11 protein-coding genes and 1 pseudogene are annotated in these 17,259 nt (G+C 35.8%); 10 read left to right on the top strand and 2 right to left on the bottom strand.

Annotated features, from left to right (window positions below):
* The first annotated feature begins 19 nt into the window (after positions 1–19).
* From recQ to J3D55_RS14635, 5 genes are all read left to right on the top strand, one after another.
* On the top strand, positions 20–2,224 hold the full coding sequence (gene recQ, locus J3D55_RS14655) for a DNA helicase RecQ (RefSeq protein WP_259132246.1): 2,205 nt from the start codon (positions 20–22) through the stop codon (positions 2,222–2,224).
* A gap of 361 nt (positions 2,225–2,585) precedes the next feature.
* Positions 2,586–3,668, top strand: a complete 1,083-nt coding sequence (locus tag J3D55_RS14650; protein WP_259132243.1) for a glycosyltransferase — start codon at positions 2,586–2,588, stop codon at positions 3,666–3,668.
* 77 nt (positions 3,669–3,745) lie between these two features.
* The gene (locus J3D55_RS14645) at positions 3,746–4,096 is read left to right on the top strand and encodes a hypothetical protein (RefSeq protein ID WP_259132241.1); all 351 of its coding nucleotides are present in this window, start codon (positions 3,746–3,748) and stop codon (positions 4,094–4,096) included.
* Between the two features lie 227 nt (positions 4,097–4,323).
* Positions 4,324–5,727 (top strand): dihydrolipoyl dehydrogenase, encoded by a 1,404-nt coding sequence (gene lpdA, locus J3D55_RS14640; protein ID WP_259132239.1) that lies wholly within the window; start codon positions 4,324–4,326, stop codon positions 5,725–5,727.
* 153 nt (positions 5,728–5,880) lie between these two features.
* Positions 5,881–6,705: a CvfB family protein gene (locus J3D55_RS14635; protein ID WP_259132237.1), complete on the top strand. Its 825-nt coding sequence runs from the start codon at positions 5,881–5,883 to the stop codon at positions 6,703–6,705.
* A gap of 38 nt (positions 6,706–6,743) precedes the next feature.
* Here J3D55_RS14635 and J3D55_RS14630 read toward each other — a convergent pair whose 3' ends face one another.
* Entirely contained in the window at positions 6,744–6,980 is a 237-nt protein-coding gene (locus tag J3D55_RS14630; protein ID WP_259132235.1) for a T9SS type B sorting domain-containing protein, read from the bottom strand.
* Complete coding sequence (locus tag J3D55_RS14625; RefSeq protein WP_259132233.1) at positions 6,925–10,659, bottom strand: DUF7948 domain-containing protein; 3,735 nt, start codon at positions 10,657–10,659, stop codon at positions 6,925–6,927. Before J3D55_RS14625 ends, J3D55_RS14630 begins: the two co-directional genes overlap by 56 nt.
* Positions 10,660–10,840: 181 nt before the next feature.
* On the opposite strand from J3D55_RS14625, the gene J3D55_RS14620 reads away from it, so the two are divergent.
* From J3D55_RS14620 to J3D55_RS14600, 5 genes and pseudogenes are all read left to right on the top strand, one after another.
* Entirely contained in the window at positions 10,841–11,434 is a 594-nt protein-coding gene (locus J3D55_RS14620; protein ID WP_259132231.1) for a TetR/AcrR family transcriptional regulator, read from the top strand.
* A gap of 96 nt (positions 11,435–11,530) precedes the next feature.
* Positions 11,531–12,883: a TolC family protein gene (locus tag J3D55_RS14615; RefSeq protein ID WP_259132229.1), complete on the top strand. Its 1,353-nt coding sequence runs from the start codon at positions 11,531–11,533 to the stop codon at positions 12,881–12,883.
* 6 nt (positions 12,884–12,889) lie between these two features.
* The gene (locus J3D55_RS14610) at positions 12,890–13,516 is read left to right on the top strand and encodes an efflux RND transporter periplasmic adaptor subunit (RefSeq protein WP_259132227.1); all 627 of its coding nucleotides are present in this window, start codon (positions 12,890–12,892) and stop codon (positions 13,514–13,516) included.
* Positions 13,464–13,952 carry an efflux RND transporter periplasmic adaptor subunit gene (locus J3D55_RS14605; RefSeq protein ID WP_259132225.1) on the top strand — a complete coding sequence of 163 codons (489 nt, stop codon included), beginning with the start codon at positions 13,464–13,466 and terminating at the stop codon, positions 13,950–13,952. Before J3D55_RS14610 ends, J3D55_RS14605 begins: the two co-directional genes overlap by 53 nt.
* A 4-nt stretch (positions 13,953–13,956) precedes the next feature.
* Positions 13,957–17,176 (top strand): annotated as a pseudogene (locus J3D55_RS14600) (efflux RND transporter permease subunit).
* The last annotated feature ends 83 nt before the right edge of the window (positions 17,177–17,259 follow it).

Genomic DNA, 17,259 nt, shown 5'->3' with positions numbered 1-17,259 from the left:
TTTAGCAATAGAAAATTAGATGAGCGCAAAAAAAGCCAATTTATCAGGCGAATTGAAAAAATACTTCGGGTTTTCTACTTTTAAAGGACAACAAGAACAAATTATAGAAAACCTGTTAGAAGGAAAGGATATATTTGTATTGATGCCGACAGGAGGTGGTAAGTCCTTATGTTATCAGCTTCCGGCACTTATTTCCGAAGGCACGGCAATCGTAGTTTCTCCTTTGATCGCATTAATGAAAAATCAGGTAGATGCCGTGAACGGGCTTTCTTCTGAAGACGGAGTAGCACATGTTTTAAATTCATCATTAAATAAAACGCAGACCAAACAGGTCTTTGATGACATTAAAAGTGGGAAAACAAAACTCTTGTACGTCGCCCCGGAATCGTTAATTAAGGAAGATTATTTAGAGTTTTTAAAGGATGTTAAGATTTCTTTCGTTGCTATCGATGAAGCACACTGTATTTCAGAATGGGGACACGATTTCAGACCGGAATACAGAAATTTAAAATCAATTATCGACAAAATTGCAGATGTAGCAGTGATTGCATTGACGGCGACGGCGACTCCCAAAGTTCAGGATGATATCCAAAAAACACTGGGAATGAGCAATGCATTGGTTTTCAAAGAAAGTTTCAACAGACCGAATCTTTACTATGAAGTACAGCCAAAAGTAAATGTAGACAGGGAAATAGTAAAATTTATCAGTCAGAATAAAACGAAATCGGGAATTGTATACTGCTTGAGCCGACGAAAAGTTGAAGAATTTGCTCAGCTTTTACAGGTAAACGGAATCAATGCTCTGCCTTATCATGCAGGTTTAGACCAAAAGATAAGAGTAACAAATCAGGATAAATTCTTAATGGAAGAAGCTGATGTAATTGTAGCAACCATCGCTTTCGGGATGGGAATCGACAAGCCGGATGTACGTTTTGTGATTCACTATGATTTTCCTAAATCTCTGGAAAGTTATTATCAGGAAACCGGTCGTGCAGGGCGAGATGGAGGAGAAGGTCATTGTTTGGCGTTCTATGATCCGAAAGACATTGAAAAATTAGAAAAATTCCTGGCTCAAAAACCTGTTTCCGAGAGAGAAATCGGTTTGCAGCTTTTGAATGAAGTGGTTGGTTATGCCGAAACTTCGATGAGCCGAAGACAGTATATTCTTTATTATTTTGGGGAAAATTTTGACCCGATTAATGGTGACGGAGCCAATATGTGTGATAACTCATCGAATCCTCCAAAATTAAAAGATGCAAGCGATGATTTGTCGAAAACTCTTGAATTAATCAATGATACAGGTGAGAAATTTAAGTCTAAGGATTTAATTTCTGTAATTGTCGGAAAGGAAAATGCAGTGACAAAATCGTATAAACTTGAACAAAATTCGTATTTCGGATTTGGAAAAGACAAAACTGAAAATCATTGGAAAACTATTTTAAGACAAGCTACCGTTCAGAATTTTTTACAGAAAGATATTGAAACGTATGGCGTTTTAAAAATGTCTGAAAAAGGGAAATCAGCTTTAAATAATACATTAGAACAACCGTTTCTAATCGCAGAAGACAGAGAATTTGATCTTTCTCAGACAAAAGCGGAAAGCGACCAGATTCAACAGCAGTCTGCAGGTGGATTAGATCAGAATTTATTTAATTTACTAAAAGAATTAAGGAAAAAAGTTGCTAAAAAGCATGGAATTCCGCCTTATACGGTTTTCATGGATCCGAGTTTGGAAGACATGACGGTTCAGTACCCGATTACGGTAGATGAAATTGCAAAAATCTATGGAGTCGGTGAAGGAAAAGCCAAGAAATATGGTAAAGAATTCGCAGATTTTATTAGTAAATATGTAGAAGACAATAATATCGAACGTACTCAGGACATGGTGCTGAAACAGGTTGCGAACAAATCGAGCCACAAAGTTTTCATCATTCAGAGTACGGATAAAAAAATAGACCTTGAAGATATTGCAAGAGCCAAAAATATTTCAATGGATGAACTGTTGAAAGAGATGGAACGTATTGTTTATCAGGGAACTAAATTAAATATAGATTATTACATCGAAGACAATTTTGATGAAGATATTGTAGATGGTTTTATGGAATTCATGAACGAATCTGATAGCGACAGTATGAAAATCTTACTGGATGAATTCGGCGACGAACTTTCTGATGAAGAAGTGAGAATGTTGAGAATAAAATTCATAAGCGACGTTGCAAACTAAGGTGATTTTAAATGATAACGAAATAATATTGAAAGAAATTCTTCCACGGAAGAGTTTCTTTTTTTTGTAGGCAAGTCTATTCAAACCTTACAGGTTTTTAAAACCTGTAAGGTTTAGTATTATCGATTTCAATTTAATAATATCTTTTTAAGAGCTTGAAAAAATTATTAGCAACAAGTTTGTCAGCTTGAAAGAATCTACAAAGTATTAGAAAATCGTATAAAAATTTGTGTTTAGATTCCTATGGAATGACAAACTTAATGGATAGAAAGGCAAAAAATAGGTTACTATTTTAAGTTAAAAATCATTAATTATCAGTTAGAATTAAAGGTCAATAAAACTTTTTACTAACTTTACACTGATGAAAAAGATTTCTGTTATATTTATTCTGCCGGATTTGGAAACCGGAGGCGCAGAAAGGATTGTTACCACCATTGCGAATCACCTCTCCCGAGATCGATTTGAGCCTAAGATTTTGCTTTTACGCAAGAAAGGCGGTTACCTCAATTTTTTGGAAAAAGATGTTGAAATTATCGATGTGAATACAGAAAGAATCAGACATTCTTTAAAACCGATTTTAAGGGAAATTTATAGAAGAAAACCTGATATTGTTTTCTCCGGTTTTGGTGAAGTGAATGCCTATTTGTCTTTATTTATCAAGCTTTTTCCGAGAACAAAATTCATTGCAAGGGAAACAAATGTCGTTACTGAACATGTTACCCGAAAAGAGATAAAATTTTTCTATAATTTCTACAATAATTACCAGAGAATCATTGCGCAAAGTGATGATATGAAAAAAGATTTAGTTGATAATTTTAATATCAGACACAGCAAGATTGTCAAGATCAATAATCCTGTGGATTTTGATTTTATTAATGCAAAACTGGAAACTTCTACAAAGCCCGAAAGTTTTAAATACAATTATAAAAACGTTGTAGCCATCGGGAATTTATCTGCCAGAAAAGGTTTTGATAACTTACTGAAAGTTTTTTCAAGACTTAAAAATGAAAATATTATTCTTCATATTTTAGGAGACGGACAAGATCGTGAAATTCTTCATCAGATGAAAGATTTTCTGGGATTAAAACACGTTATTTTTCACGGAAGACAGGAAAATCCGTACCAGTTTTTGAAGTTTGCAGATCTGTTTATTCTTTCGTCGAGATACGAAGGTTTTCCGAATGTTTTACTGGAAGCCGGAGCTTGTGGAACGTATTCTTTAGCCAATAATTGTCCCGGTGGAATCAACGAAATCATTCAGGATAATACGAACGGAGAAGTTGCTGATATCGAAAATCATGAAGATTTTGCACAAAAAATTATGACCGTTCTTCAAAGAAGTTATGACCCGGATTCTATTAAAAATTCAATCAGATCAAGATTTTCAAAGCATATTATTTTAGATAAATATGAAAAGGTTTTGCTGGATTTAATGAAGAAATAAACGCCGGATTTGCGTTGGAGATTCTTATTTTCTTACATTTGACCTTCATTAATTTTATTTAAAATCAACATTCCTCAATGAATAAAATCGCCCAAATCGGATGCGCTTGTGAAAAACCTACTTCAAACTATACTGAATACAGAAGTTCTGAATTAGGCATCGATCATACCAACGGAAGACATGCAGAAGTAAGCATTCAACAGTGCAAACTTTGTCAAAGAATATGGATTCATTATTTTGTTGAATTTGAAAGTTTTTCCAAATCCGGAAGATGGTACAAAGGGATCGTCTCTAAAAAAGACCGCTCACAAATAACCCCTGAAAATGCCGTGGAATTTCTGGAAAGCCTTGAATGGTATGTTTACGGAGGTTCGTTTTTTGAAAGTATGGGAACTTTTGGGCGTGGGAAAATCAACGTAGATTTATAAACTGGCTGGAAGTCTGAAGCCGGATGTTGGAAGATAATGCAGATGTAGTAGGCTTTGAGTGGAAATTTTAGATTAAAACAAAAATAATCGCAATACTTTAAACTCCCATCAACTGACTTCCATCATCCATCTTAAAAATTTGACAAATCTCACTTTCTCACGTGGTAATTAATCAGTAAATTTGTAAGAATAAAGTAAGTTAATAATAAACAAATTCATAAAATAACATGAGTCAATTCGATGTTACCGTAATCGGTTCTGGTCCTGGAGGTTATGTTGCTGCAATCCGTGCTGCACAATTAGGTTTCACCACAGCAATTATTGAAAAATATCCAACTTTAGGAGGAACTTGCCTTAATGTGGGATGTATTCCGTCTAAAGCGCTTTTAGACAGTTCTGAGCATTTTGAGAACGCAAAACACAATTTTGCAGGTCACGGAATCATTATCAATGAGCCTCAAGCTGACATTGCAAGAATGATCGAGCGTAAGAATGAGGTAATCAAGCAAAATACTGACGGAATCAGCTATCTGATGAACAAAAACAAAATCACTGTTTTTGAAGGCGTTGGAAGCTTCGAATCTGCAACTCAGATCAAAGTAACAAAAAACGACGGTTCTACGGAAACGATCGATTCTAAATATACAATCATTGCAACAGGTTCTAAACCAACTTCTTTGCCTTTCATTACTTTAGATAAAGAAAGAGTGATTACTTCTACGGAAGCTTTAAATCTTAAGGAAATTCCTAAGCATTTAGTAGTTATCGGTGGTGGAGTTATCGGTCTTGAATTAGGTTCTGTTTATTTAAGATTAGGAGCTCAGGTAACGGTTGTTGAGTTTATGGACAAGATCATTCCTGGAATGGATGGAGCTTTAAGTAAAGAATTAACTAAAGTTCTTAAGAAACAAGGCATGAAATTCATGCTTTCTACGGCAGTTTCTGCAGTTGAAAGAAATGGAGATACTGTAAAAATAACGGCTAAAGATAAAAAAGGAGAAGAGGTTGTTGTAGAGGGAGATTACTGTTTAGTTTCTGTAGGTAGAAAACCTTATACAGACGGTGTTGGATTAGAGAAAGCAGGTGTTGAACTTGACGAAAGAGGAAGAGTAAAAACAAACGATCACTTACAGACTAACGTTGCAAATATTTACGCAATCGGAGATGTAATTAAAGGGGCGATGTTGGCTCACAAAGCTGAAGAAGAAGGAGTTTTCGTTGCTGAAACATTGGCTGGACAAAAGCCTCACGTTAATTATAACTTAATTCCGGGTGTTGTTTACACTTGGCCTGAAGTTGCGGGAGTTGGTAAAACTGAAGAGCAATTGAAAGAAGAAGGAGTAGCTTACAAAGTAGGATCTTTCCCAATGAGAGCGTTAGGAAGAAGCCGTGCAAGTGGTGATGTTGATGGTTTGGTAAAAATCATTGCAGACGAAAAAACTGACGAAGTTTTAGGAATGCACATCATCGGAGCAAGAGCTGCCGATTTGATCGCAGAAGGGGTAATTGCAATGGAATTCCGTGCAAGTGCAGAAGATATCGCAAGAAGTTCTCACGCTCACCCAACCTATGCAGAAGCTATTAAAGAAGCTGCTTTGGATGCAACAGGGAAGAGACCTATTCATATGTAATTAATCTTTTATTAAAGATTTAAGATATTTAAAATTAAGGCTGCCTCAATTACGATGGCAGCCTTTTCTATACTCCAACTCCAAAACTCTCAAACCCGCTCACACCTAAACTTGCATTATTTTCCGTATCTTTGCAAACTAATTTTATCATACATGCTACTCGGAAAAACTCAAACCTTAAATATTTCAGAAAAAAACCATTCAGGATGGATCTTAACAGATGAAGCCGGTGAAAAGGCTTTTCTACCAAAAATTTTCACTCAGGATGACAAAGAAGTTGGTGATGAAATTGAGGTTTTCGTGTATCAGGATGATGGTAAATTAAAAGCAACAACAGAAATTCCTTTGGCTGAAGTAGGAGAATTTGCTGTGATGAGCGCGGTTCAGAGTCTTCCAAGCGGAGCTTTTATGGATTGGGGAATTATCAAAGATTTGTTCATTCCTTACAAACAGCAAAAATCTAAAATCCTTGAAGGAAAAAGATATTTGGTTAATATTTATGTTGACGAAGATCTTGATCTGATTACCGGAACAACAAAGTTCAAAAGAAACCCGCAATATGAGGATTTGCCCTTCCAGAAAGGAGACAGTGTAGATTTGATCATAATGAACGAAAGCGAATTGGGCTGGAATGTCGTTATCAATAAAAAATATATTGGATTGATTTATACATCGGATGTTTTCAAAAAATTATATCCTTTATCGGAAGAATCGGGTTATATTAAAGAAATCAGAGAGGATGGGAAAATAGATATTTCTTTACAGCCTCAAGGTTTTGAAAATATTGATGAGTTTAAAAAGAAGATTTTAGATAAATTAGAAGAAAATTACGGTTTGCTTCATCTTTCAGACAAATCTTCACCGGAAGAGATTAAAGACGAAATTCAGATGAGTAAAAAGAACTTTAAGAAAGCAATAGGCGGACTTTATAGGGATAAAATCATCGATATTTTAGAAGATAAAATCACATTATTATAAAAATAAAAAACGAGCAGAATTTTCTGCTCGTTTTTGTTTTAGTTTCTATTCTTAATCAGTAGCCAACCTGTGTAAGTTCTACCGTCGGAAACTTTTATCGTGTACCAGTAATTTCCTGTAGGAACGGTACTTCCATTTAATTTTCCGTCCCATTCCATTGGTTTTTTGGTGATGATTTCTTTGAAAACCGGAAGACCTTTTCTGTCATAAACATTTACCTCAGTTTCCAGGGTAATTTTCCAGCCCTGCAATTTTCCATCTGTCGTTAAATCCATCTCCGTTTGGTGTAAATGCATTTGGAATATTAAAGATAGAAAAAGGCTTCTGACCAATAATACAACCTCCTTTTGTTCTCACATAAACGATATATTCTCCAATGCTTAAATTCGTGAAAATATTAGAATCCTGCCAAGTAAAGTTATCTAATGAATATTCGAAACTTCCCGTTGCAGAAAGAAATACGGTTGCAGAATTATTACTTACAGTAACAGAAACAATCTCCGGCAAAATCGTATAACTCACTTGAATATTGTCTGTATTTTGACATCCAAAACTGTTGGTTACCGTCACAGAATAATTTCCGGGAGTAGAAGTAGTGATGGTCTGAGTTGTTGCTCCTGTATTCCAAAGATATGATGAATAACCACTTCCTGCATCCAATGTTACGGTTTTTCCTTTACAGAAATCAATTTTTTCAGGAAGATTAAATTCAGGTTTTGGATTTAATGTTAAACTTAATCTTACCACGATGAAACATCCGTCCGGTGTAATAACTTTAACGTGAATTACGGTCGAACCAACGTTTAAAACATAATTTGAAGGATTCGTAATCAAGTTTCCTAAATCATCAGTGTAAGTAAATGTATAAGCACTTGGATTGGCGATAATATTTGCCTGATAAGAAGTTAAATTAACAATCATTGAACTTCCTGTTGTACTGTTACATAATGTCGCAGTAAAGTCATTTGCCGGAACATTATTCGTTGAAAGTGTTACTGAAATTGCCAGTTTTTCCGACTCGCAATTGTTTAATGTTTGTGTTACGAAATAAGTAGCTCCATAAACAAGTGGAGTGGTAAGTGGTAAAATATTTCCGGCAGCATCATAAAACTTCAATGCTGTTCCTGTAACAACCAGATTAGCTAAAGTTGGGCTTGCCGAAGCACAAAAATCCTGAGCAGAATTTCCGATTGGTTTCGGAGTTTCATTTACAGTAACTTGAATTGCAATTTTATTACTTTCACATCCATTAATTGTCTGAGAAGCGTAATAAGTTTGTCCATTAACCAAAGCAATTGTTGGTGCTAAAACATTTCCACTTGCATCATACCATTTTATGTTTTGACCTGTAATTTGGATGTCTGAAATTTTTGGATGATTGCTTGCACAGAAAATTTGTTGTGCGTTTGCAGTTGTTGGAAGCGTAGGAGCGGTTACGATTACATTTTGATTTTGTGTTGCCGTATTTCCATGCCCATCATTATAAGTCCAGTGAATTATATACGTTCCTGGAAGAGAATAGGAAAGTGGATCTGTAGTTGTTGCATTGATTGTTCCTGCACAATTATCCGTTGCCGTTGGAATATTGGTAACAATAGTATGGCAATCTCCTGTGATATCCGGAAGCGTTGCTGTATTTGGAATGGGTGCAACGTTGTCACCTACTACTACGTTTAGTGTAAATATACCGTCACAATCTCCTAATCCTGAAATCTGACAAGAATAAGTTCCTGCATTTGTTGATGTAGCATTTGGAATAGTTGGATTTTGTAAAGTGGATGTGAATCCGTTTGGTCCGGTCCAACTGTAAATTGCGCCTGGTGTTGCATTCAGTTGTATCGTTGAATTAATACAAACCGGAGAGTTTGATGTAATAGAAGAGCTGGATGTACAATCTCTAAATTTTACGATAAAAGCATCATGATTTCCTGATCCTCCTCCTTGTTGTTGAAATGTTCCGGGAGTTGCAATTCCTGATGTATTTAAACCGGAAAATCCGGTTAAGTAAATAGCACCTTCATAATCTGTTGTTGCCATACCTTGCTGTGTTGCTCCGTTACCTGTATAATAAGTTCCCCATTCTTTTACATCATTTTGATTATATTTAAGTAGATAAGAAGCATTATAAAAAGGAGGCATTCCCATATAAGCTCCAGGAGTTGAAACATCTGGGTTTCCACTAGAATGTAATCCTGTAAAGAAAATATTGGCAGATGCATCCACATAAGCAAGGAGCTGCATAGTGCCTGGAAAATTAAAATAGCTTTTTGTCATTGCGTGAGTTGTTAAATTCACTCGCCAAATACCTACTGGATTCAATAAACCAGGTGAAGGGATTTCTCCAGCAAGAATAAGTGTATTATTTACAATTCTTGCGTTTGTAACAAATTCGTAGCCGGCATTTCCATAATAACTTGATTTTAAAATATTACTTCCAGATTTTGAAAGTCTTATGTAGATCCCGTCTGAACCTCCACCATGTATAGCTTGGAAAGCATTTATCATAGGAAATGTCGGAGATTGTGTTGCTCCAATAATTTCAAGATTATCCACAGAAGACATAATCTGAAAAATAGAGGATGATCCATCTGCACGTCCAAAATAAGTAGCCCAATCTACATTCCCCGTTGTTGCATCCAATGAGCCAATAATTCCATCTGTTAAACCTGATGGGCTTGCTTTTGAGGGTTGCATCGCATTGACAGTAGGAAAATCCGTACTGGAAGCATCACCAGCAAAATAGATGTGGTTTTGATTATATGAAACAGTTGATAGATTATCTATTCTGTTAGTGAAAAATTCTTTTTGGAAAATAAATCCGCCATTGCTATTGAATTTTACGACTACAATATCTTCATTACTTAATCCTCTTTGAACTTTTCCACCAGCATAGACATTAAAATTTTCATCAAAATCTACGTCGTTGAAATAATCATTCTGCCCGAATCCGTAATAAGTACCCCAAATTTTCTGTCCGTTTTTAGTTACTTTCATTACATAAGCATCTAGTCCTCCTGCAATATTTGGCTGATATGTACCTGATGTAGCAAAATTAGTAGAACTTGTTGTTCCTCCAAAAATGTATACTGTATTCTGTAAATCTGTTTTTGCTCTTCCGTAATCATCTCCAAAGCCGGCAATATAACTCCCCCAAACCCTCGTAGGAACAGGATCGATTACAATTGTTTTATCCGAAGAATTAATAGATGCGCTAAACCCAAAAGTCTGATCACCAAGATCTTTAAAAGAAACATTAATATTTTCTTTTTTATTTGCTAAAATCCAGCTATTTGGAATATTCTCATACATTTCTCCGAAACGAACTTTCATTAAAAGCTTATTGTCTTTAATAGATGTTGGAGCTCCGTTAAATTTCATTTTAATATCTGAAATTTTTCCTCCAGGATTGATGATGAAATTATATTCTATAGGTTTTAAAGTATCTTTTGGTTTAAAAAATACTAAATCAATATTAGGATAAACATTTTTGTATGAAACTTTTTGGTAACGATAAACGTTTGTTATACCTTTAGGTTTATTGGGAATATTGTAATAATTATCATAATCAGACGACTTTCCTTCCGCAACAATTTTTGCATTTTTATTTGAATTGATTAATTCAATATCGATTCTATGGAACTGATTTTCGTACAAAAACTCATCTTCGTAATAGGTTTTACCGTCAAGAGATTTATCTTTTTTAAATTTTGAAGAATTTGGATTTACAGTTTTCTTAGTTTCATAAACATCATAAGAAAATCCTCCTTTCTTTATCTGAACATTTAATCCATTAGAAAGAAAGAGATATTTTACATCTGCATTTTCCTTTCCGTCCTGATCAACGACTTGTCCTTTATTTTCATAAAAAGAATAGTCATTGTTTTGAGGCGCTTTTTTTTGAGAAAAAAGAAATCCACAGCACAGCACTGTGAAAAGAAACAATATTTTTCGCATCGGTTACTAATTTTCGGCAAATATATAAAAATGCCTTATTTAATGCAGGTTAACAAATATTAATCTCAAACTTAAATTCCAAAACCTGACGCAAATCATACAAATTTGTTTAATTATTTTGTTTAACAATTTTGTCAAAACGATTGATTGATTTATATTTGCACAAATTTGTTTAACAAAAATGTCAAATCAAGCAAAAAAAGACCAAACACAAGAATTAATCAAGGACACTGCGAAGAATTTATACTTTGTGAAGGGAAAGTTTGACGCTACTACTCAGGAAATTGCTGATGCAGCGGGAGTCAACAGAACGCTTATTAATTATTATTTCCGTTCGAGAGATAATCTGATTCAGATCATTTTTGATGAAGCGCAAAAAGTAGAAAAGGAAAAATCTGAGATCATTATGAATTCTGATTTGCCTTTTAAAGAAAAAATAGGGCAGTTTATAGACGGAAGTCTTTCCACGAGCTTGCAATATCCGTATCTGGAAACCTATATCGTATCACAGATCAATAAAGGGACTTGCCATCATAAAGATATTGAAGAGGAAGAACTGAACAAATTATATGATGATATAAGAAAGGAAATGGAATCGGGAAATATCGATAAAATGGATCCCATTCAATTTGTCTTAAACATGATTTCCTTATTGGTTTTCCCAAGTGCAGTAAGACCTCTGTTGATGGAGAATCTGATGATTGGCGAGAAAGAATTTGATAAGATCATTTCCGAGAGAAAAGAGATCATTCTGAATATATTATTCAAAAATTAAAGAAAATGTTAAAGTATTTTAAGAAATGATTCGTCATTTAGAAATAACAACATTCAAGAGAGAATTACATTAAAAAAATAAACGAAGTATAAGATTATGAAAAGAAAACGTATAACTGCAAACAAGCTAAAAATTGGTATAGCGGCTGCATTTATGATTTTCGGTTTTTCATCCGTGTCTGCACAACAGCAGGTTTCTCTTCAGGAAGCCATCAAACAGGCACTTCAAAACAAAGCAGAGGCGAAAAAAGCTGCTTTACAGATCAAAAAAGCCGAATACAAAATTGATGAAGCCAGAGCCGGAGCTTTACCACAGATAAGCGCAACGGCAGGTTTAACCTATAATCCTGTTATTCAGGAGTCTTTGCTAGAATTCGGTGGAGAAAGAATCAGAGCTCAGCTGGGACAACCTTGGAGTTCAACGGCTTCTGTACAGGTTCAACAGGCTATTTTTGATCAGAGGGTATTTACAGGTCTTAAAGCAGCAAAATCAACAAGAGAATTCTATGTTTTGAATGCTCAGCTGACCAACGAACAAATCATTGAAAATGTAGCAACAGCTTACTATCAGGTTTTTGTGCAGGAAGAAAATCTGAAAACAGTAGAAGCGAGCTATGCCAACACAGAGAAAGTAAGAAATGTTATTAAAAGTTTAGTGGATAACGGTTTGGCAAAGTCAATCGATTTAGACCGTACCAATGTTCAGTTGACGAATATCGGTTCAAACAAACAGACATTGATTAATTCTGTGGAACTTTCAAAAAATGCTTTGAAATTTTATATGGGAGTTCCGATTTCTACAGATATCGAGCTTGAAGAAAAATCAATCGAACCAAAACCTGAATTGGTTGCAAGTACTGTAAATCTTGATGAGCGTACGGAGATCAAAGTTTTAAATAAAAACAGAGAACTTTTGGTCTTTAATAAAAAGGCGACGGAAGCTTATCTGTACCCTACGGTAAATTTGGTTGCCAATTACGGTTGGGGAGGACAAGGTAGAAAATTCCCTCTTACGAATGGGATCAACAACGGAGTTCTTTGGAGTGATTATTCTGCGATTGGTTTGAATGTAAATATTCCGATTTTCACGGGAGGTGCTACAAAAGCGAAGATCAATCAGGCGGAAGTTGATATTCAGGATCTTGATCTTGATATTCAGAATACTCAGTTAAGCTTAAGTTTAGATTATAGAAATGCCATTACCAATATTGAAAATTCATTAATCAATATCGAAAGCATGAAAGACAATGTAGGTTTGGCGGAAAGAGTTCAGAAAAATACCGAGTCCAATTATCAGTACGGTTTGGCAACGCTTACAGAAGTTTTGGATGCTGAAAATGCTTTAACACAGGCTAAACAGAACTACGCCAATGCTTTATTAGATTACAAACAGGCTGAAATTAAGTTAATTAAAGCAAAAGGAGAATTAAACACACTACAAAACCCGTAATAAACTATGAAAAAGACTTTAATATATATCATCGTAGCAGCTGTCCTTATTGGTTTGGGAGCCTATAAGATTTCCGATAATAAGAAGAAACAGGAAAAAGAAGTAAAAGAAGTTGCTAAGCAGGTTGACAAAATCAACGTAAATATTGTAACCGTAGCAAGAGAAAATATAGATACAGATTACTCCGCAAACGGAACTTTTCTTCCAAAGCAGGAAATGAATCAGGCTTCTGAAATTGCAGGACGTATCGTCAATGTTTTGGTGAAAGAAGGTTCAAAAGTGGGTGCAGGTCAGGTTTTAGCAACCATTAAGAGAGATGCTATCGAAGTTGATATTTCTCAGGCTCAAAACAACTTGCAAAATGCAATAATGGATAACCAGCGTTATGAAAATGCCTTTAAAACAGGAGGTGTTACCAAGCAACAGCTGGATAACTCAAGATTACAACTGAAAAATGCACAAGTGGCGGTAAGAGCTCAAGGTGTAAAAGTAAACGATACAAGCATTCGTGCAGGAATCAGCGGAACGATCAACAAGAAAATGGTTGAGCCCGGAAACTGTGGTTTCTATAGGAACTTCGATGTTCGAAATTGTAAACATCAACAGCTTAAAACTTTCAGTTTTAGTGGATGAAAGCCAGATCGGAAGAATTGCTTTAGGTCAGGAAGTTCCAATTAATGTTAATGTTTTGCCGGAAGATTCTTTCAGCGGTAGAATTACATTTATTGCTCCTAAAAGTGATGCTTCTTTAAATTTCCCTGTTGAAATTGAAGTTCAAAACAAAGGAAACTTAAAAGCGGGTATGTACGCAACAGCTTTATTCAAGACAAATCACGGTGCTGAAACTCAAAATATGTTAACAGTTCCCGCGGAAGCTTTCGTAAACGGTGTAAGTTCAGGACAATTATTTGTTGTTCAGAACGGAGCTGCTAAACTGATTAAAGTTACCATCGGAAAAGTATACGGAGACAAAGTACAGATTTTAAGCGGACTTAATGGTGGTGAACAAGTTATTACCAGCGGACAGATCAACTTAGAAAATGGTTCTAAAATCAATATCGTAAAGTAGACAGATGAAGTTAGCAGAAATATCCATTAAAAGACCATCCTTAGTAATCGTATTATTTACGATACTTACACTGGGTGGGATCTTGAGTTACTCCATGATGGGGTACGAATTGATTCCGAAATTTGAAACCAACATGGTTACTATTTCTACGGTTTATCCGGGAGCTTCACCGAGTGAGGTGGAAACTTCGGTTACCCGAAAGATAGAAGATGCCGTTGGTGCTTTGGAAAACGTGAAAAAAGTAGAATCGTCTTCATACGAAAGTCTTTCGGTGATCACGGTTCAGTTAAATACAGGAGCTGATGTAAACTACGCCCTGAATGATGCACAACGTAAAGTAAATGCTATTCTTTCGGACCTTCCGGACGATGCAGATGCCCCTTCACTGAATAAATTCTCATTAGACGATCTACCGATCATTACGATGAGTGTTTCCAGTGAAAAACTGAACAGTAAGGAGCTTTACGACTTATTAGACAAAAAAATAGAACCTATTTTCTCCCGTGTGAATGGTGTTGCTCAGGTTGATCTTATCGGTGGACAGGAGAGAGAAATTCAGGTGAGTATTGATGAAAAAAAATTGCAGGGTTACGGTCTTTCAATCGGAGATGTGCAACAGGCAATTCTTTCATCAAACTTAGATTTCCCTACAGGAAGTTTGAAATCTAGAACAACTAAATCTACCATTAGATTATCAGGGAAATACAAGTCTGTCGGAGAGATGAGCAACCTTGTTATTTCTAATAAAAATGGCGCTCAGATAAGACTTTCTGATGTGGCAACAGTTTTTGATTCTCAGGAAGATGTAGAGAAAATTGCAAGATTCAACCAGAATCCTACGATTTTGATGCAGGTGAAGAAACAGTCGGATGCGAATGCAGTGGCGGTTTCAGAAAGCATTCAGAAAACAGTGGATGAGGTGATGAAGAATTATACAACTCAAGGTATAAAAGTGAAAATTGTAGACAACAGTACAGATTTTACCTTGGAAGCTGCAGATCACGTTATTTTTGACTTGTTCTTGGCGGTAATTTTGGTAGCCATTGTAATGTTATTATTCCTTCACAATATCCGTAACGCATTCATTGTAATGGTTTCTATTCCGGTTTCATTGATTGCAACGGTAATTGGAATGTACTTAATGGGATATACCTTAAACTTAATGAGTTTATTAGGACTTTCATTGGTGGTAGGTATTCTTGTGGATGACGCGATTGTTGTACTGGAGAACGTTTACCGTCACATGGAGATGGGAAAAAGCAGAATTCGTGCAGCGTATGACGGTGCTTCGGAAATCGGGTTTACCGTTTCGGCAATTACATTGGTAATTGTGGTGGTATTCTTACCGATCGCGATGAGTTCGGGGTTGGTTTCTGATATCTTGGCGCAGTTCTGTGTCACGGTGGTTATTGCTACGATGTTATCATTATTGGCGTCATTTACCATTATTCCTTGGTTGTCTTCAAGATTCGGGAAGCTTGTACATTTAACGGGTAAAAATCCTTTTGAGAAATTCATTCTTTGGTTTGAAAGACAATTGGAAAAATTTACACACTGGATCACAGGAATTCTTGAGTGGTGTTTAAAATCAACTTTAAGAAGAGTAATGACGGTTATCGTAACATTCTTGATTTTGATTTCTTCATTCATGTTGGTTGCATTCGGATTTATCGGAGGTGAATTCTTCCCTAAAATAGACCGTGGACAATTCTTGGTTCAGATAGAATTATCAAAAGATGCAACGGTTGAAAAAACCAATCAGGTAACATTAGAAGTTGAGAAATATTTAAGAAATGATAAAGATGTAGTCGATTTGATTACTACAGTTGGTCAACAATCTTCAGGTTTTGGAGCTTCACAGGCTACAGTTTATCAGGCTGAAGTTCAGGTAAATCTTGTTGATAAATCTGAAAGAGGAGAAAGTACAGATATCATCGCTGCAAAAATGAAGCGTGACCTGGAAGAAAAATTCACCGGAGTTGAGTTTAAAACAGCACCAATTGGATTGATGGGAGCAGATAACGCACCAATAGAAATGGTGGTAACTGCTGCAGATAACGAAACGGCGAATAAGGAAGCCAACAGAATCTTAGAATTGCTTAAAAAAGTTCCGGGTTCTGTAGATGCTGAATTATCTACCGATACAGGAAGTCCGGAGGTAAGAGTAAATATCGACAGAGATAAAATGGCTTCTTTAGGTTTAAATCTTTCTAATGTAGGACAAGCGATGCAGACTGCATTCAACGGAAATACAGACGGAAAATACAGAGCCGGAGAATATGAATATGACATCAACATCCGTTTTGCTGACAACAACAGAAAATCGATTGATGATGTAAGAAACTTAATGTTCACGAATAATAACGGAGAACAGATCAGATTGGCTCAGTTTGCAAATGTAGACATGAGTTCAGGACCGAGTTTGCTGCAACGTAGAGATAAATCGCCTTCTGTAAAAGTGCTTTCAAAAGTGGTAGGTCGTCCTGTAGGAGACGTTGCCAACGAATGGTCTGCACAATTTATGGAAAACGAAAAAACAAAACCAGCCGGAGTAAATTACATCTGGAGTGGTGATATGGAAAACCAAACGGAAGGTTTCGGTACATTAGGAATCGCTTTAATGGCGGCTATTGTATTGGTTTACTTGGTAATGGTTTCGCTATATGACAGTTTTGTGTATCCGTTTGTAGTATTGTTCTCAATTCCTTTGGCATTGATCGGAGTAATGGTGATTCTTGCTTTAACAGGAAATTCATTAAACATCTTTACCATGTTGGGTATGATCATGTTGATTGGTTTGGTGGCGAAGAACGCGATTATGATTGTCGATTTCGCAAATATGAGAAAAGCGGCAGGTGCAAATACACACGACGCTTTGGTTCAGGCAAACCACGCACGTCTTCGTCCGATTTTGATGACAACGATTGCGATGATCTTCGGGATGATCCCGATTGCAATTGCAAAAGGAGCAGGAGCGGAGATGAACAACGGATTGGCTTGGGTAGTTATCGGTGGTTTGACATCGTCATTATTCCTTACGCTAATCATTGTCCCGGTAGTTTATTCTCTAATGGAATCAGCAATAAGATTCTTCAGCAGATTATTTAATAGACTTTTCGGAACCAGTATGGGTGAAAAAGTAGACTACGAAGCTGAAATGAAAGCTGAATATGAACACAAAGAAACTAAGTGAAGACGGTTACACCCCGAAACACATAGACTAATATAACAACCTTAATTAACCGAAAAAGCGTATCAATTTATTGATGCGCTTTTTTTGTGCTTTTAATGCAATACTATTTTCCAT

Origin of the sequence: Chryseobacterium ginsenosidimutans, from assembly GCF_024807225.1 — a bacterium.
Taxonomy (GTDB): Bacteria; Bacteroidota; Bacteroidia; order Flavobacteriales; family Weeksellaceae; genus Chryseobacterium; species Chryseobacterium ginsenosidimutans.
This window is presented reverse-complemented; position numbering and strand designations above follow the sequence as displayed.